This window comes from Microbacterium aquilitoris (assembly GCF_031932285.1).
Taxonomy (GTDB): domain Bacteria; phylum Actinomycetota; class Actinomycetes; order Actinomycetales; family Microbacteriaceae; genus Microbacterium; species Microbacterium aquilitoris.
In genome coordinates, this window is record NZ_JAUZVT010000002.1 from 1307318 (window position 1) to 1323755 (window position 16438).

The 16438-nt window shown below is 69.3% G+C and carries 15 protein-coding genes; 4 read left to right on the plus strand and 11 right to left on the minus strand.

Annotated features, from left to right (window positions below):
• Window positions 1–3 precede the first annotated feature (3 nt).
• The 5 genes from Q9S78_RS13240 to Q9S78_RS13260 form a co-directional block, all read right to left on the minus strand.
• Window positions 4–1815 carry a peptidoglycan D,D-transpeptidase FtsI family protein gene (locus Q9S78_RS13240; RefSeq protein ID WP_311870617.1) on the minus strand — a complete coding sequence of 604 codons (1812 nt, stop codon included), beginning with the start codon at window positions 1813–1815 and terminating at the stop codon, window positions 4–6.
• A gap of 4 nt (window positions 1816–1819) precedes the next feature.
• Window positions 1820–2428, minus strand: a complete 609-nt coding sequence (ftsL, locus tag Q9S78_RS13245; RefSeq protein ID WP_311870618.1) for a cell division protein FtsL — start codon at window positions 2426–2428, stop codon at window positions 1820–1822.
• Complete coding sequence (rsmH, locus tag Q9S78_RS13250; RefSeq protein WP_376716546.1) at window positions 2425–3426, minus strand: 16S rRNA (cytosine(1402)-N(4))-methyltransferase RsmH; 1002 nt, start codon at window positions 3424–3426, stop codon at window positions 2425–2427. Before rsmH ends, ftsL begins: the two co-directional genes overlap by 4 nt.
• A gap of 62 nt (window positions 3427–3488) precedes the next feature.
• Window positions 3489–3920, minus strand: a complete 432-nt coding sequence (mraZ, locus tag Q9S78_RS13255; protein WP_018186450.1) for a division/cell wall cluster transcriptional repressor MraZ — start codon at window positions 3918–3920, stop codon at window positions 3489–3491.
• 225 nt (window positions 3921–4145) lie between these two features.
• The gene (locus Q9S78_RS13260) at window positions 4146–4523 is read right to left on the minus strand and encodes an SCO2097 family morphological protein (RefSeq protein WP_018186449.1); all 378 of its coding nucleotides are present in this window, start codon (window positions 4521–4523) and stop codon (window positions 4146–4148) included.
• 60 nt (window positions 4524–4583) lie between these two features.
• Between Q9S78_RS13260 and Q9S78_RS13265 the strand changes: the two genes are divergently transcribed.
• Window positions 4584–5681, plus strand: a complete 1098-nt coding sequence (locus tag Q9S78_RS13265; protein WP_018186448.1) for a polyprenyl synthetase family protein — start codon at window positions 4584–4586, stop codon at window positions 5679–5681.
• Between the two features lie 17 nt (window positions 5682–5698).
• On the opposite strand, the gene Q9S78_RS13270 is transcribed toward Q9S78_RS13265, so the two are convergent.
• Entirely contained in the window at window positions 5699–6025 is a 327-nt protein-coding gene (locus Q9S78_RS13270) for an Rv2175c family DNA-binding protein (protein WP_018186447.1), read from the minus strand.
• A gap of 211 nt (window positions 6026–6236) precedes the next feature.
• Between Q9S78_RS13270 and Q9S78_RS13275 the strand changes: the two genes are divergently transcribed.
• Together Q9S78_RS13275 and pknB are read left to right on the plus strand one after the other, a co-directional pair.
• Window positions 6237–7373: a LysM peptidoglycan-binding domain-containing protein gene (locus tag Q9S78_RS13275; RefSeq protein ID WP_311870620.1), complete on the plus strand. Its 1137-nt coding sequence runs from the start codon at window positions 6237–6239 to the stop codon at window positions 7371–7373.
• A gap of 71 nt (window positions 7374–7444) precedes the next feature.
• The gene (gene pknB, locus Q9S78_RS13280) at window positions 7445–9403 is read left to right on the plus strand and encodes a Stk1 family PASTA domain-containing Ser/Thr kinase (RefSeq protein ID WP_311870622.1); all 1959 of its coding nucleotides are present in this window, start codon (window positions 7445–7447) and stop codon (window positions 9401–9403) included.
• Between the two features lie 68 nt (window positions 9404–9471).
• On the opposite strand, the gene Q9S78_RS13285 is transcribed toward pknB, so the two are convergent.
• The 3 genes from Q9S78_RS13285 to Q9S78_RS13295 form a co-directional block, all read right to left on the minus strand.
• A complete protein-coding gene (locus Q9S78_RS13285) occupies window positions 9472–10800 on the minus strand; it encodes a class II 3-deoxy-7-phosphoheptulonate synthase (protein WP_018186444.1) in 1329 nt (442 codons plus the stop codon).
• Between the two features lie 62 nt (window positions 10801–10862).
• Window positions 10863–11549, minus strand: coding sequence for a lysophospholipid acyltransferase family protein (locus Q9S78_RS13290; RefSeq protein ID WP_036324138.1), 687 nt, complete (start codon window positions 11547–11549; stop codon window positions 10863–10865).
• A gap of 1 nt (window position 11550) precedes the next feature.
• Entirely contained in the window at window positions 11551–12486 is a 936-nt protein-coding gene (locus tag Q9S78_RS13295) for an ROK family glucokinase (RefSeq protein ID WP_018186442.1), read from the minus strand.
• 148 nt (window positions 12487–12634) lie between these two features.
• Here Q9S78_RS13295 and Q9S78_RS13300 point away from each other — a divergent pair, with 148 nt between their 5' ends.
• The gene (locus Q9S78_RS13300) at window positions 12635–14470 is read left to right on the plus strand and encodes an AMP-dependent synthetase/ligase (RefSeq protein WP_116229279.1); all 1836 of its coding nucleotides are present in this window, start codon (window positions 12635–12637) and stop codon (window positions 14468–14470) included.
• 50 nt (window positions 14471–14520) lie between these two features.
• Here the strand turns inward: Q9S78_RS13300 and Q9S78_RS13305 are convergent, their stop codons facing one another.
• Complete coding sequence (locus Q9S78_RS13305; RefSeq protein ID WP_311870623.1) at window positions 14521–15009, minus strand: peptide deformylase; 489 nt, start codon at window positions 15007–15009, stop codon at window positions 14521–14523.
• The gene (locus Q9S78_RS13310; protein ID WP_311870624.1) at window positions 15009–16430 is read right to left on the minus strand and encodes a MinD/ParA family ATP-binding protein; all 1422 of its coding nucleotides are present in this window, start codon (window positions 16428–16430) and stop codon (window positions 15009–15011) included. Before Q9S78_RS13310 ends, Q9S78_RS13305 begins: the two co-directional genes overlap by 1 nt.
• Between the last annotated feature and the right edge of the window lie 8 nt (window positions 16431–16438).

The following is a 16438-nucleotide window of genomic DNA, read 5'->3' on the forward strand; positions in this document are numbered from 1 at the left end:
GGTTCAGCCTGTGACGGGCAGGAGGGGGGTCTCCGAGCCCGACGGCATGACGCGGTAGTGCGTGAGCACCTGCGCCATCGCCTTCTTGAACACCGAGCGGTTGGCCGACGACATGCGCTGCTTCTTGGGCTCGTCGAAGACCGTCAGGACAACATACTTCGGATCCTCCGCCGGGGCGAAGCCGACGAGAGACGTGAAGTAGAGGTTCTTCTTGTAGCCGCCGTGGCCGTCGGAGATCTGGGCGGTGCCGGTCTTGCCGCCCATCCGGTAGCCGGGGAGGGCGACGTCGTCGGCCAGCGTTCCCTGCGCGAACACATTCTCGAGCATGAGAGACACCTCCTTCGCCGTCTCCTCCTTGATGACCCGTCCGGGCTTCGCCAGCTTCGGCGTCACGACGTGGCCGTCCGGCTTCGTGCACGACTCGACGAGGGATGCCGGCATCCGGACACCGCCGTTGGCGAAGGTCTGGTAGGCGTTGGCGACCTGGACGGCCGTGACGGTGAACGCCTGGCCGAAGGTGGTCGCGTACTTCGTCTGGTTGTCCCACGTGTCGGCGGGGTTGAGGATGCGTTCGGGTTCACCGGACCAGCCCAGACCGTCCTGCTGACCGGCACCGAACTTCTTCAGGTAGTCGTACCGGGTCTGCGGGTCGACCATCGCGCCGAACTGCGACATGGCGACGTTGGACGAGGTGACCAGGCCACCGTTGAGGGTGAGGTTCTGGGTGGCGTGGTTCTCGGAGTCGTTGACGACGGCGCCGTTGTCGAAGACCATCCGGTCGGGGACGGTGACCGTCGTCTCCGGGGTCACGCCGGCCTGTTCGATCGCGGTCGCCGCGGTCACGGGCTTGAAGGTCGAGCCCGGCTCGAACGAGAACCGGAGGAGGCGCGAACCGCGGTCTGCGGAGTCGCTGGCACCGGGATCGTTGGGGTCCACGGTGTCGGTCTCGGCCAGCGCACGGATCTTGCCCGTGGCGACCTCCATCACGAGGATGCCGCCCCAGTTGGCCTGGTACCGCTGGGTCTCCTCGGCGATGAGCTGCTGCATGTACCACTGCAGATCGGAGTCGATCGTCAGCTTCAGGGTGCCGCCGTCGACCGCGGGCTTCTCGACCGCTGTGCCGGGGATGGTGACCCCGTTGGCGCCCAGCTGGTACTTGATGCTGCCGCTCGTGGGTTCGAGGCACGAGTCCTGGAGCTTCTCCACGCCCTCGAGGGGCTGTCCGTCCGAGCCGACGAAGCCGATGATGTTCCCGCCGACCGCACCGTCCGGGTAGGACCGGGAGGCGACGGGCTCGAAGGAGAGGAAGGGGATCTGCAGATCTGCGAGCTTGCGGAACTCCGCCGTCGAGACGAGCCGCTTGACCACCTGATACCGGTTCTTGGGGTCTTTCGCGTAGGCGTCGTCGACGATCGCCCGCACGTCGTCGACGTCCTGACCCGTGACGTCGGCGATCCGGGCCGCGATCTCGGGCCAGGTGACGGTCTCGGGTTCGTTGGCATCGTTCTTGACGACGGCACCGTTCTCGTCGCGGAGCGACATGCCCTTGGCTGCGAGCATCGGGTCGATCGCCACGTTGTAACGCAGCATGCTCGTCGCGAGCGGCTTACCGTTCGTGTCGACGATCGAGCCGCGCGCACCTTCCAGCTCGGAGGTCTTCTGCATCCCCTTGCTGAACGCGTCCGCGACGTGCTGGCTGGCGTTGACGATCTGGATGTCCACCAGGCGGACGACGAACGCGACGAGGACGACGAGGACGACGGCGAGGGCGACGACGGTGCGACGGCGCGGGCTTCGGGTTGCTCGGGTCGTCATGTTCTCAGTGTGTGTCGGGGGTCGGCAGTCCGTCGGTGATCGACGGGGGTGTCGGCGTATTGGCCAGCAACTCCTTGTCGAGGGATGCGCCGGAGTCGAGGCTCGCCTCCGGATCGGTGACGAGCGGGACCCCTGCGACGAGGGCGTTCGAGACGGCGGCGCGGGACAGCGCCTGGACAGACGAGGTGTCCGACGCGCCCTTCGTCGGGCCCAGGGTCTTACCGTCGCTCAGGCGGATGTAGCTCGGCTCCCCGCCAGCGACGAGGCCGAGCGCGGACGCGTTGGCGGCGAGGTACTGCGGCGAACTGAGTCCGGCCACCTCGTCCTCGAGGATCTGCTTCTGGTAGTTGGCGTCGCGCTGCTGCGAGGTGAGGTCCTTTACCTCGAACGCGCCCTGGGTCGTCACGATCGAGAGTCCCATCTGCACGCCGGCGATCGCGAGAGCACCGACGACGGCGATCACGCCGAACGCCCGACGGGGACGACGGCGAGGCTGAGGAGCGATGCCGACGCCGGTCCGACCGACCGGTCGGAGGGACGGCGCCGCCGACCCGAGGAGGATCTCGTCGGGCGCGGTGTCGATGGCGGTGGTGGCCAGGGCAGAAGCGCTCATGACGCCTCCCTCACTCTCTCGGCCGCACGCAGCCGCACCGGGGTGGCACGCGGGTTGCGGATCTTCTCTTCGTCGGACGCCAGCTCTGCACCCTTGGTGAGGAGCCGGAAACGGGGGGCATGCTCGGGAGGCTCGATGGGCAGCCCGGCAGGAGCGGTGGAGCGGGTCGACTCGGCGAACACGCGCTTGACGAGTCGGTCTTCGAGGGACTGGTACGACATGACGACGATCCGACCTGAGAGGGGCAGGATGCCGAGGGCCGCCGGCAGGGCGCGCTCGAGCACCGCCAGCTCGCCGTTGACTTCGATGCGCAGCGCCTGGAAGACGCGCTTGGCGGGGTGACCGCTGCGCTCGCGCTGGACGGCCATCGGGGTGGCCGCGATGAGGATGTCGACGAGGTGCGCGGAGCGCTCGATCGGAGCCTCCTGCCGAGCGGCGATGATCGCCCTGGCGTAGCGACCGGCGAGCTTCTCGTCGCCGTAGCGTTCGAAGATCCGTCGCAGGTCGCCCTCGCCGTAGGTCGCGACGATGTCCGCCGCCGTCGTGCCGGCAGTCTGATCCATCCGCATGTCGAGCGGTGCGTCCTTCGAGTACGCGAATCCGCGGTCTGCCTCGTCCAGCTGCAGTGAGGAGACGCCGAGGTCGAAGAGGATCCCGTCCGCGTGCGAGAAACCGGCACCGCGAACAGCGTCGGCGATGCCGTCGTAGACGGTGTGCACGAGGGTGATGCGGTCGCCGAAGCGGGCGAGCCTCTCCCCCGCGATGCGGAGAGCGTCCGTGTCGCGGTCCAGACCGATGAGGTGAACGGCGGGGAAGCGCTCGAGGAGCGCCTCGGAGTGTCCGCCCATGCCGAGGGTCGCGTCGACGACGACGGCGCCGTCGCGCTGGAGGGCGGGAGCGAGCAGCTCGACGCAGCGGTCGAGCAGGACGGGGGTGTGGATGTCGTCGTGTGCCATGGTGCCTTCGGTTTCCGAGAGGTCCTCGACCCCGATCCCCATCCGCTCCGACCTGGCGCCGGGGAAGTGCGTCAGGGCGTGCGGCTGGGAGTCGCAGTCGAGGATCAGAAGAGTCCCGGGATCACCTCCTGCTCCATGTCCGAGTACGTGTCTTCGTTGCTGTCGGCGTAGGCGTTCCACGCGTCCGAGTTCCAGATCTCGGCGTGCGCGCCGACACCCGTCACGATCAGTTCCCGCTCGAGCCCCGCGTAGGTGCGGAGGTGGGGCGGGATGGTGATGCGGTTCTGCGAGTCGGGCTTCTCGGCGCTCGCGCCCGAGAGGAACATGCGCTGGAAGTCGCGCGCCTGCTTGTTCGTCAGCGGAGCTTCACGGATGCGCTCGTAGACGCGCTCGAACTCGACCGAGCTGAACACGTAGAGGCACCGCTCCTGGCCACGGGTGATCACGACGCCGGGGCCGAGGTCGTCGCGGAACTTCGCCGGAAGGATGACCCGACCTTTGTCGTCCAGCTTGGGGGTGTGGGTGCCCAACAACATCGCTCGGTCACCCCCTTCGTCCGGCCCGCTCCAGGATGACACCACTTTACTCCACTTCCCTCCACTCTGCGACTGCTTTCCGCCGCAGCGCCAGGAAATCCGCCACGGCGGGGCCGAGCGGCTCCCCGGCATCCGTCACGCGAACACAAAAAAAGCACCGACCCGGAGGTCGGTGCTTCTGACGTGGAGGGAGGTGGAGTGCCTCAGCTCATCGGTGGCTGATGCTCATCGGTCGTCGTTCCGGCGATCCCATCGATCGTTCATGCGATCCATGAACGACGCGGAAGCGGGGGCACGCGCGGCGCGCGGCTTCCGCGTCCCCGTGGCGGCGCGCGACGCCGCGGCGCCCTTCGCGGGGGTGAAGGCCAGGACCACGCCGACGACCATGACGACGAAAGCCAGGACGCCGATCACGATGAGCGAGGTGGCGACTCCGACGACCAGACCGGCGATGCCGAGGAGCACGAGAACGGAGCCGTAGACGATGTTCCGGTAGCTGAGGGGACCCGTACCCCGGTCCGCGCTGACTACGTCGGCATCGTTGCGCATGAGATGGCGTTCCATCTCGTCCAGCAGACGCTGCTCCTGCTCTGACAGTGGCATGCATCCCCCTCGGGTCGGTCAGTCAAGTGTACGCGTGCGCGCGATCACTAGGCTAGGCCCGTGCCACACTTCCCCGACCCGATCGTCGTCGTTTCCCAGCGAGTCGAGAGGTTCCTGCAGGCACAGCGCGACGCCGCCGCCGACTTCGGCGCAGAGGCCAGCGCCTTCGTGGAGTCCGGCGCGTCCGCCGCCACCGGCGGCAAAGGGTTCCGCGCCAAGTTCTGCCTCGCCGGCTGGCGGGCCGTCGCGACGGCCGGGACGAGCGGCACGCCCGACATCCCCGAGGTCGTGACCGCGGCATCCGCTGCCCTCGAGATCTTCCACGCGGCCGCCCTCGTCCACGACGACGTCATCGATCGCTCCGACACCCGCCGCGGGCGACCCGCGTCGCACCGCGCGTGGGAGGCGGCGCACCGGTCGGAGGCGTGGGCCGGCGACGGCGAGGAGTTCGGGCGGTCGGCCGCGATCCTCCTGGGCGATCTGCTCGTGGCGTGGAGCGACGACCTGCTCGAGGAGGGTCTGGTCGAAGCTGATCCCGACCGGGCTCACCGCGCCCGCGGCGAGTTCGCCCGCATGCGCCGCGAAGTGACGATCGGACAGTTCCTCGACGTCGCCGAGGAATCGGCGTACGTCACCGCCCCCGTCGAGACCCACGCCGATCGCGCGCTCCGGGTCGCCTCGTTGAAGTCGGCGCGGTACAGCGTCCAGCATCCGCTGCAGCTCGGCGCCACGCTCGCTGGAGCGGATGCCGAGCAGTACCGCGCGCTCGGCGACTTCGGGCATCCCATCGGGCTCGCCTTCCAACTGCGCGACGACGTCCTCGGCGTGTTCGGGGACAGCGCGGTGACGGGCAAGCCGGTCGGCGACGACCTCCGCGAGGGGAAGCGGACGCTCCTCATCGCGTACGCGCGGGCCTCGCTCGCGCCGGGCGCTCTCCGGGTGTTCGACGAGCTCATCGGCGATCGCGAACTGTCACCCGAACAGGTCGGCCATCTGCAGCAGACCATCATCGACACCGGAGCGCTCGCCCTCGTCGAGGAACGGATTTCCGCGTGGGCGGCCGAGGCCGATCGCGCCCTCCGCGGCGCACGCCTCGGCAACGGCGCGGTCAGCGAACTGCGCGACCTCGCACGGGCGGCGACGGTGCGCGCGGCCTGAGCCGCGGCATCCGCTCGTCAGGCGAGCGACTGCGCGACGCGCCGGACCTCGCTCTTACGGCCCTGACGGAGTGCCTCGATCGGCGGGAAGCCGATGGACTCCTCGGGGGCGAGCAGCCAGTCGATCGCCTCGTCGTCCGAGAAACCGGCGTCGTGCAGCACGATGATCGTGCCGCGGAGCGACGAGAGGGGCGCGCCGTCGACGAGGAAGACGGACGGGACGCGCGGCGCCCCGAAGCGGCGGGACGCGACGAGCTGGTGCTCGTCGAGCATGCGACGGACGCGCCCGAGCGGCTCTCCCGTCAGCTCGACCAATTCGGGAAGGCTCAGCCAGTCAGTGGACACGGGCGACTCAGAACTCACCCCTCCACTATCGCATTCCCACCCCGCACTCGCTCATAACACCAGTCACATCCGTCTCATGGATTGACACCAGTCACATGGGCGTGTCACGGTTTCAGCGGGGGGATCCACCGATCTGGGACCGAACGAAGGAATGTCTGTGCGCCGGAACGACGTACTTCCCGCTGCTCTGATTCAGAGAAGCGCCCCGGCGGTGATCGGGTCCATCGCCCTCTCACTGTCTCTCCTCCCCCTCGATGCTGCGTCTGCCGACGAGCGGCGGGTCTCCGCTCCGGAACCGCTGACGGCTCGGGCCTACGCCGGCCCGACCTCCGCGACCGCGAAGGTCGACGTCGTCGGGTCCGCGGCAGCTGCGCGATCCGTCAAGACGCACGTCGTCGCGCGAGGCGACACCGTCAGCGCCATCGCCGCAGCGCACGGAGTCCGGACCGCCGACGTGCTCACGTGGAACGGGCTCAGCTGGCGTTCGGTGATCCATCCCGGCGACGTGCTGCGGCTCGGCCCCAAGGCCGCCCGGACGGATGCCGCGCCCCGAGCGAAGGCTCCTGCCGCGGCATCCACCTACACCGTGCGTCGCGGCGACACGCTCTGGTCCATCGCGGCTCGTCACGACGTCAGTGTGTCGACGCTGTCCCGCGCGAACGGTCTGGGGGGCTCGACGACCATCCACCCCGGGCAGAAGCTGATCGTCCGCGCCCTCGCCGCGCCGCGCGCCGCTGTGGTCGCTGCGCCGGCCGCCGGACCCGTGCACGAGGTGTCGGCCGGGGAGACGATGTGGGCGATCGCGACGCGGAGCGGTGTCAGCCTCGCGCGGCTCCTCGCGGCCAACGGCCTGGACGAGGGGTCCATCATCTACCCGGGGCAGAAGCTCCGCATCCCGACCGCGAAGCCGGCACCCGCGGCCGCCGGGAAGGCACGCGCCGCCCTCGACGGCGAGCAGATCGCGAACATCAAGACGATCATCTCCGTCGGGCGGGAACGCGGCGTCTCCCGGGACGGCATCGCGATCGCCCTCGCCACCGCGATGGTCGAGTCGTGGATCCGCAACCTCGACGGCGGAGACCGGGACTCGCTGGGACTGTTCCAGCAGCGTCCGAGCGCCGGCTGGGGAACGCAGACGCAGATCCGCGACCCCCGCCGATCCGCCGCCGCGTTCTTCGGCGGTCCGTCTGACCCGAACGGCGACCGCACGCGCGGCCTGCTGGACATCGACGGCTGGGAGGACATGGCGTTCGGGGACGCCGCGCAGGCGGTGCAGATCTCGGCCTACCCCGAGCGGTACGGTCCGTGGAAGGCCGAGGCGTACCGCTGGCTCGAACTGTATGGGTGAGTCCGGACCGGCACCCGAGCGAGGGTGCGCCGTTACCCGGGCTCGCAGGGTCGGCTCCGTAGACTTCTGACGTGAACGCCAACCCGCAGACCGACCCGCTGATCGGCCGCCTGGTCGACGGCCGGTACCGGGTCCGCGGGCGCATCGCGCGCGGCGGGATGGCGACGGTCTACGTCGCCACCGACCTGCGCCTCGAGCGGCGGGTCGCGCTCAAGGTCATGCACGGCCACCTGTCGGACGACACCGTCTTCCAGAACAGGTTCATCCAAGAGGCCCGATCGGCCGCACGTCTCGCCGACCCGCACGTCGTCAACGTCTTCGACCAGGGCCAGGACGGCGAGATGGCCTATCTCGTCATGGAGTACCTGCCCGGGATCACTCTGCGAGAACTGCTGCGCGAGCAGAAGCGGCTGACGCTCCCCCAGACGATCACCATCATGGATGCGATCCTTTCGGGGCTCTCGGCCGCACACCGCGCGGGCATCGTCCACCGCGATGTGAAGCCCGAGAACGTCCTGCTGGCCGAGGACGGTCGCATCAAGATCGGAGACTTCGGCCTGGCGCGCGCGACGAGCGCGAACACGGCGACCGGCCAGATGCTCCTCGGCACGATCGCCTACCTCGCGCCCGAGCTCGTCACGCGGGGGACGGCCGACGCCCGAAGCGACATCTACGCCCTCGGGATCATGCTCTACGAGATGCTCTCCGGCGAACAGCCCTACAAGGGCGAGCAGCCGATGCAGATCGCCTACCAGCACGCGACGCATTCGGTGCCACGCCCGAGCGTGAAGAACGCCGGTGTGCCGGAGCAGCTCGACGAACTCGTCCTCTGGGCGACCGAGCGCTCACCGGAGGATCGCCCCACGGACGCGCGGGAGATGCTCGAGCGTCTCCGTGAGATCGAGAAGGACCTCGGCGTGTTCCCGCAGGTCGTCCGCTCCACGCCCGCGGGCGCCACCGTCGTCGTCGATGATTCGCTCGACTCGGACGAGGTCACGCGTGTCATGCCGGGCACCTTCACGGCCCCTAGCGTCACCACCGAGATCGACAACGCGACCCGGCTCCGCCGTCGATCGCACCGCAACTCCGTCAAGGGGGGCTGGCTCCTCGCCGTGGTGCTGGTGCTCGCCGCCGCGGCAGGCGGACTGGGCTGGTGGTTCGGGTCGGGTCCGGGCTCGCTCGTGGCGGTCCCGGCCGTCGAGGGCATGAGCTTCGACAGCGCGCAGAGCCTGCTCGCCGACAGCGCCCTCGTCGCGCGTCGGAGCGACGTGCACAGCCTGGAGGTTCCCGCGGGCGAGGCGATCGGAACGAAGCCCGGCACCGGGACCTTCCTCGACCGCGACACCACGGTCACGGTGGAGATCTCCGCCGGGCCGGCGACGGCTGATCTCCCGAAGCTCCAGGATCGGACGAGCGCCGAGGTCGAGACGCTGCTGAAGGACAACAGCATCCAGGTCTCGACCACCAAGAAGTACTTCACGAGCTTCGCCGCCGACCGGATCGTGCGCGTGTACGTGACCCAAGCCAGATCGGCCGAGCCGGTGGAGTGCACCGACGGCTGCTCGGTTCTGCAGGGCTCGACCGCGGAGCTGCGCGTGTCGCTCGGCCCTCTCCCCGACGTCACCGGCAAGACCGGCGACGAGGCCACGGACATCCTCGAGAAGGCCGGCATGAAGGTCGAGGAGGACCGGGAGTACAGCAGCAGCGTCGCCGACGACCTCGTCATCCGGGTCGAGGACCGTCCCGGCGGGGGCTCGTGGCAGCAGGGCGAGACCCTGACCATCGTCGTCTCAGACGGTCCGCAGCCGGTCGAGGTGCCCAATGTGGTCGGCGAGACGGTGCGGACCGCCGTCGACCGCCTGCAGGCAGCCGGGTTCAAGGTCAACCCGAACATCGAGGATGCCGAGATCCCGCTGGGCGGTCGATACTGGGACGTCTACCGCGTGAGGTCCATGACGCCCGACGGCGGAAGCCTGCAGCGTCCGGGCACGACGATCAGTCTGACGCCGCAGTTCCAGCCGTTCGGCTGACGCCCGGCCGTCGGCATCCGGAGACGACGAAGGCCCGACGGTGAGAACCGTCGGGCCTTCGCGGTGGATCAGCGGTTGCCGAGCTCCTCGGCGACCAGGAACGCCAGCTCGAGAGACTGCATGTGGTTCAGACGCGGGTCGCAGAGCGACTCGTACCGCGTCGCCAGCGTCGCCTCGTCGATCATCTCCGAGCCACCCAGGCACTCCGTCACGTCGTCGCCCGTGAGCTCGACGTGGATGCCGCCCGGGAAGGTGCCGACGGACCGGTGCGCCTCGAAGAAGCCGCGCACCTCGTCGACGACGTCGTCGAAGCGACGCGTCTTGTAGCCGGTCGGCGTCGTGATCCCGTTGCCGTGCATCGGGTCGGTGACCCAGAGCGGGGTGGCACCGGAATCCTTGACGGCCTGCAGGAGCGGGGGCAGGGCGTCGCGGATCTTGCCCGCTCCCATGCGCGTGATGAACGTGAGACGGCCGGGCTCGCGCTCAGGGTCCAGCTTGTCGATGAGCGCCAACGCGGTCTCGGGCGTCGTCGTCGGACCCAGCTTGACCCCGATGGGGTTGCGGATCTTCGAGAAGTAGTCGACGTGCGCGCCGTCGAGCTCGCGCGTGCGCTCCCCCACCCAGAGGAAGTGGGCGGACGTGTTGTACGGAGTGCCCGTCCGCGAGTCGATGCGGGTCATCGGGTGCTCGTAGTCCATGAGCAGGCCCTCGTGGCCCGTGTAGAACTCGACGCCGCGCAGCTCATCGAAGTTCGCTCCTGCGGCCTCCATGAACTTGATGGCGCGGTCGATCTCACCCGCGAGGCGCTCGTAGCGCTGGTTGGCCGGGTTCTTCGCGAAGCCCTGGTTCCAACTGTGCACCTCGCGAAGGTCGGCGAAGCCGCCCTGCGTGAAGGCCCGGATGAGGTTCAGGGTGGATGCCGCTGTGTGGTACCCCTTCAGCAGTCGCTGGGGGTCCGCCGTCCGCGACGCCTCGGTGAAGTCGTAGCCGTTGACGATGTCGCCGCGGTAGGCCGGGAGCGTGACGTCGCCGCGGGTCTCGGTGTCGCTCGACCGAGGCTTGGCGAACTGGCCGGCCATGCGACCCATCTTCACGACGGGCATCGATGCGCCATAGGTCAGCACGACCGCCATCTGCAGGACCGTCTTGATACGGTCGCGGATCTGCTGGGCCGTCGCACCGGCGAACGTCTCGGCGCAGTCGCCGCCCTGAAGCAGGAACGCCTGACCGGATGCCGCCTTGGCCAGACGCGCGCGGAGGTTGTCGACCTCACCGGCGAAGACGAGCGGCGGGAGGGTCGCGATCTCGGCGGAGACGGCAGCGACCGCATCCGCGTCGGGCCACAGCGGCTGCTGCTTGATCGGGAGCGAGCGCCAGTGGTCGAGAGGAGTGGGCATCCGCTCATTCTACCGACGAGGGAGGGGGCCGTCGGTCGTGTGACGCCGGCTCGATCGGCGCCTCAGGCTGCGGCGGGGCGGCGGTCCTTGACCGTGGACGCGTAGACGTCCTCGTACTCCTGCTCCCCCATCCGCTGGAGCGCGACCATGATCTCGTCGGTCACCGATCGCAGCACGAAGCGGTCGGACTCCATGCCGTAGAACCGGCTGAAGTCGAGCGGTTCGCCGATCACCATGCCGACGCGCCCGACACGCGGGATGGAACGTCCGATCGGCATGACGTCGTCGGTGCCGATCATGACCACGGGGATGACGGGGACGCGCGCCGTGAGCGCCATGCGCGCCAGACCGGTCCGGCCCCGGTACAGCTTGCCGTCGGGGCTCCGGGTCCCCTCGGGATAGATCCCCAGGATGTCGCCTCGTCCGAGCACCTGGAGTCCGGTGTTGAGGGATGCCTCCGAGGCCTTGCCGCCGGTGCGGTCGATCGGGATCTGGCCCGTCCCCTGCATGAAGACGCGGGTCGCCCACCCTTTGAGGCCCTTGCCCGTGAAGTAGTCGCTCTTGGCGAGGAAGGACATGGGCCGGTCGATCATCAGCGGCAGGAAGATCGAGTCGCTGACGGACAGGTGGTTGCTGGCGATGATCGCCGCGCCGGATGCCGGGATGTTGCTGCGTCCCACGATCCACGGACGGAAGATCGCCTTCACGATCGGCCCGATGATCAGGTATTTCAGGACCCAGTAGATCATGTCAGACCCGGCCGCCCGCGAGGTCGGCGACACCGATGAGACCGGCGTCGTTGCCCAGGGTGGCGATCGAGAACGAGGCGATGGGCCGCTCGCCGTAGCCGGGAAGCGCCGTCGCATACGCTTCGCGCACGGGATGCAGGAGACGTTCGCCGAGGTCGGCGACGCCGCCGCCGATGACGAAGAGCGCGGGGTCCAGAACCGCCTGGAACCCACCGCACGCCTCACCCAGTGCGGTCGCGACCCGGTGGACCGCCTCGAGCGCGCCCTCGTCACCCGCGGCGATGAGGGCCTCCATCGCCGCGGCGGGGACGATACCCTCGGCCGTCCGGGCGGCGGCGAGACCGGCTCCGAGTGCGCCGGATGCCGCGATGTCCGCGGCCTCCCGCTGCAGCGCCCGTCCCGAGGCGTACTGCTCGAGGCATCCGTTCTGACCGCATCCGCACGCGCGCCCGCCCCGTTCGAAGCGGATGTGGCCGAGCTCGGCCCCGATGCCGTTGCCGCCGACCAGGAGTTCGCCGTCGATGATCGCGGCTCCGCCGACACCCGTGCCGAGGGTGATCATCACCATGTCGCTGACGTCTCGCCCCGCACCGAAGCGGAACTCGCCCCACCCCGCGGCGTTCGCGTCGTTCTCGAGTGTGACGGGGCGGCCGATGCGCCGCTCGAGCTCGTCGCGGAGCGGTTCGTCCGCCCAATCGATGTTGGGAGCGTGCAGGATGACCGAGCGGCTGGCATCGATGAAGCCCGCGGCCGCCACACCGACGGCGTGGACGACGCGATCGGCGACCAGCTCGTCGACCATGGCCGCGACCGCGTCCGCAAGGGCATCGGGGTCCGTCGGCGTGGGCACGCGGCGCCGATCGACGATCGTCCCGTCCGGATCGACGACGCCGCCGGCGATCTTGGTCCCACCGATGTCGATGCCGACGTTGAGCACGCCACTCCCCTCCGCGCGTGCGCGGTCGCACGGCATCCGTGAGTCTAATGGGGCGGGCGAATCCGGACAGTCGCCACGGGACCGAGGATCACCATGCCCTAGACTCGGTCGCACCTGACGCCACCCGGTACCAAAGGAGTTGCCGCCCATGAGCGCCGTACAATTCGACGTCCCCGCCGTCGTCGCCGCGGATCCGACCGCGAACACCTCGGACATCCTCGTCGAGCGGGTGAAGGCGACTCCGTCGCTCGCCCTGTTCGCCGTCCCCGACGGAGGCGGCTGGCGCGACATCACCGCGGCGGAGTTCCACCGCGAAGTCCTGGCGCTGGCCAAGGGCCTCGCGGCCAGCGGCATCCAGCCCGGCGACAAGGTCGCCTTCCTGGCGCGAACGACCTACGACTGGACCCTCGTCGACTTCGCGCTCTTCTTCACCGGCGCCGTCATGGTGCCCGTGTACGAGACCAGCTCGCCGTCGCAGATCGAGTGGATCCTCAGCGACTCGGGCGCCGTCGCCATGATCGTCGAGAGCACCGTGCATGCGGAGCGCGTCGCCGAGATCCGTTCCGACGTCCCGCTCCTGCGGGAGGTGTGGACGATGCAGGCGGGTGACCTCGACGTGTTGCGCTCGCGCGGCATCGACGTCACCGACGACGAGATCGAACGCCGTCGCTCGCTCGCAGATGCGGACGACATCGCCACGCTCATCTACACGTCCGGCTCGACGGGCCGCCCCAAGGGGTGCGTCCTCACCCACAAGAACTTCGTCGAGCTGTCGCGGAACTCCGCCGTCGCGCTCAGCGAGGTCGTGCAGCAGCCGGGCGCCGCGACCCTCCTCTTCCTCCCCCTCGCGCACGTCTTCGCGCGTTTCATCTCGATCCTCAACATCCACGGCGGCGTGAAGACGGGGCACGAGCCCGACACGACGAAGCTCCTCGCGGGTCTGGGGTCGTTCAAGCCGACCTACCTGCTCGCCGTGCCGCGGGTGTTCGAGAAGGTCTACAACTCGGCCGAGCAGAAGGCGGAGGCAGGCGGGAAGGGCAAGATCTTCCGAGCGGCGGCCGCCGTCGCCGTCGAGCACTCGCGTCGACTGCAGGACGGGGAGAAGATCCCGCTCGCGATGAAGGTGAAATTCGCCCTCTTCGACCGTCTCGTGTACAGCAAGCTGCGCACCGCGATGGGGGGCCGGGTCGCCCACGCCGTCTCGGGGTCCGCCCCGCTCGGCTCGCGCCTCGGGCACTTCTTCCACAGCCTCGGCGTGCAGATCCTCGAGGGGTACGGCCTGACCGAGACCACGGCGCCCGCGACCGTGAACCTCGCGACGAAGTCCAAGATCGGCACGGTCGGACCCGCCCTCCCGGGCGTCGGCGTCCGCCTCGCCGACGACGGCGAGATCGAGGTGCGCGGGGTCAACGTCTTCAAGGAGTACTGGCGGAACCCCGAGGCCACCGCGGCCGCGTTCGACGACGGGTGGTTCCGCACCGGCGACATCGGTTCCTTCGACTCGGAGGGCTATCTGACGATCACCGGTCGCAAGAAGGAGATCATCGTCACCGCCGGCGGCAAGAACGTCGCCCCCGCCGTCCTGGAAGACCCGATCCGCGCCAACCCCATCGTCGGTCAGGTCGTCGTCGTCGGCGACCAGAAGCCGTTCATCGGCGCCCTGGTCACCCTGGACCGCGAGATGCTTCCGACGTGGATGGGCAACAACGGGCTGGCGGCCGACATGCCGATGTCGCAGGTGATCACGCACCCGAAGGTCCTCGCCGAGGTCCAGACCGCCGTCGACCGCGCCAACTCGTCGGTCTCCCGAGCGGAGTCGATCCGCAAGTTCGTGATCCTCGACACCGAGTGGACCGAGGCATCCGGCCACCTCACGCCGAAGATGAGCATCAAGCGCAACGTCATCCTCTCGGACTTCGCCGCCGACATCGACGAGCTCTATCAGGCCAACGTGTCGACGACGAACATCTCGCTCGGCAACTGAGCACCACGACGAAAGGCCCCGGAGATCCGGGGCCTTTCGTCATCGGCGGGTCAGAACCAGTCCGACTCCCGCACCTCGCGCATCGCCTGCCGGCGGACATCCTTCGGCAGACGATCCAAGTAGAGGATGCCGTCGAGGTGATCGCATTCATGCTGCAGCGCCTGGGCGAGCAGGCCCTCGCCCTCGATGACGATCTCTGCGCCGTCGAGGCCGAGCCCCCTCACACGCGCCCACGGGTGCCGGAGGGCGTCGTGCCAGAGGCCCGGAACGGAGAGGCATCCCTCCCCCGTCGGCTCCGGATCACCGGACACCTCGAGCACGGGGTTGAGGACGTACCCGATCACTCCGTCGACGTTGTAGCTGAAGGCCCGGAGCGCGACTCCGATCTGCGGCGCCGCCACGCCGGCGCGGCCCGGCTCGGCGACCGAATCGACGAGATCGGTGACCAGACTCCGGACACCGTCGTCGATGTCGTCGATGGGTGCACATGTTCCTCGGAGCACGGGGTCGCCGAAGATGCGGATGGGACGGACGGCCATCAGCGGACCGTCCCCGCCGCACGGAGCCCTTCGACGACGACCGCAGCAAGCTCCCGCGCAGCGAGTCGCGTGGCGGGGTCGAGGTCGCGGAAGGTGATCGGTCCCCCCGTGGCGATGTGCGAGTCGTACGGGATCGTCACTACCGCGCGCACCCGCGACCGGAAGTGGGCTTCCAGCTCGCTGGGTCGGATGAGGCTCGCGCCGGGACGCGAGGTGTTCAGCACGACGACGGCATCGCGGGCGAGGTCGGCGTAGCCGTTGGACTCGAGCCACGACAGCGTCTCGGAGGCGAGCTTCGCCTCGTCGACGCTCCGCCCCGCGACGATGAGAAGCTGGTCCGCCAACTCGAGCGTGGCATCCATCACGGAGTGGACGATGCCGGTCCCGCTGTCGGTCAGGACGATGGAGTAGTAGTGAGCCGCGATGGCCGCCACATCGTGATAGTCCCGATCGCTGAACGCTTCGGAGAGGTGCGGGTCGGCGTCGGACGCGAGGATGTCGAGGCGGGTCTCGTCGCGGGCCACGAGGGCGGACAGGTCGTTGAAGCCGTGCACCTCGGCACGCGAGCGCACCAGGTCGCGCACCGTCTTGCCGCTGGAACGCTCGATCCGTTCGGCGAGCGTGCCGCGATCAGGGTTGGCGTCGATCGCGATCACCCGGTCCTCGCGGGCGTCTGCGAGGGCCATGCCGAGGAGGGTGGTGACGCTGGTCTTGCCCACACCGCCCTTCCGGGACAGGACGGGCACGAACTTCGCACCGCCGACGAGGGGAGCCGCGATACGACGGCCGAGTTCCTTCCGCGCGCGGACGCGAGGATTGTCCGCCAGGACGACCCGGCGGCCCGTGGCGGTGTAGACCAATCGCTGCCACAGGCCCTCGGGCTCGGACGGAGCGACGCGCGCGCGGTCGATGAGCCGGTCGGCGGTGAGGAGGTCCGGACTCTCGCGATCGGCACCGAGCTGGTCGAGGCGGCGCGACTGCAGCGGCTCCTCGTCGATGCGGGCACCGCGCACGCGTTCGAGGGCGTGCTTGTCCGTCGCGACTGCGTGGTGAGCCGCGCGGCGGGTGGTGCCCGTCTGCGTCGACACGGCGGTCGTCGTGGGGGGCACCACCTCGGCGTCGACCACGTCCTCGGTCACCTCGGCAGGCGACGCGTCGGCGGCGGGTTCTTCGACCGAGATCGGCTCCTCCAGTGTCGGCTCCTGAGTGGTGACGTCGTCCTGATCGGCAGAGATCGTCGTGGTCGCGACATCCTCGTCGTCGACGTAGTCGTCGTCATCGTCGGAGAGCGGCGGCAGCGCGAGATCGATCTGCGCCGTCGCCCCCTCGACGATGCCGATGCCGGTGGTCTCGAGGTTGTCGGTGCGCTCGAGCACACCGTTGTCGACGTCGTCCGACGTCTCGTTGTCGTGCTCGCGCATCACGGGGG

Bases quoted from the DNA above. Each gene is read 5' to 3' on its own strand.
- Q9S78_RS13240 (WP_311870617.1), bottom strand. From the start codon at position 1,815: ATGACGACCCGAGCAACCCGAAGCCCGCGCCGTCGCACCGTCGTCGCC.
- ftsL (WP_311870618.1), bottom strand. From the start codon at position 2,428: ATGAGCGCTTCTGCCCTGGCCACCACCGCCATCGACACCGCGCCCGAC.
- rsmH (WP_376716546.1), bottom strand. From the start codon at position 3,426: ATGGGGATCGGGGTCGAGGACCTCTCGGAAACCGAAGGCACCATGGCA.
- mraZ (WP_018186450.1), bottom strand. From the start codon at position 3,920: ATGTTGTTGGGCACCCACACCCCCAAGCTGGACGACAAAGGTCGGGTC.
- Q9S78_RS13260 (WP_018186449.1), bottom strand. From the start codon at position 4,523: ATGCCACTGTCAGAGCAGGAGCAGCGTCTGCTGGACGAGATGGAACGC.
- Q9S78_RS13285 (WP_018186444.1), bottom strand. From the start codon at position 10,800: ATGCCCACTCCTCTCGACCACTGGCGCTCGCTCCCGATCAAGCAGCAG.
- Q9S78_RS13290 (WP_036324138.1), bottom strand. From the start codon at position 11,549: ATGATCTACTGGGTCCTGAAATACCTGATCATCGGGCCGATCGTGAAG.
- Q9S78_RS13300 (WP_116229279.1), top strand. From the start codon at position 12,635: ATGAGCGCCGTACAATTCGACGTCCCCGCCGTCGTCGCCGCGGATCCG.
- Q9S78_RS13305 (WP_311870623.1), bottom strand. From the start codon at position 15,009: ATGGCCGTCCGTCCCATCCGCATCTTCGGCGACCCCGTGCTCCGAGGA.
- Q9S78_RS13310 (WP_311870624.1), bottom strand. From the start codon at position 16,430: ATGCGCGAGCACGACAACGAGACGTCGGACGACGTCGACAACGGTGTG.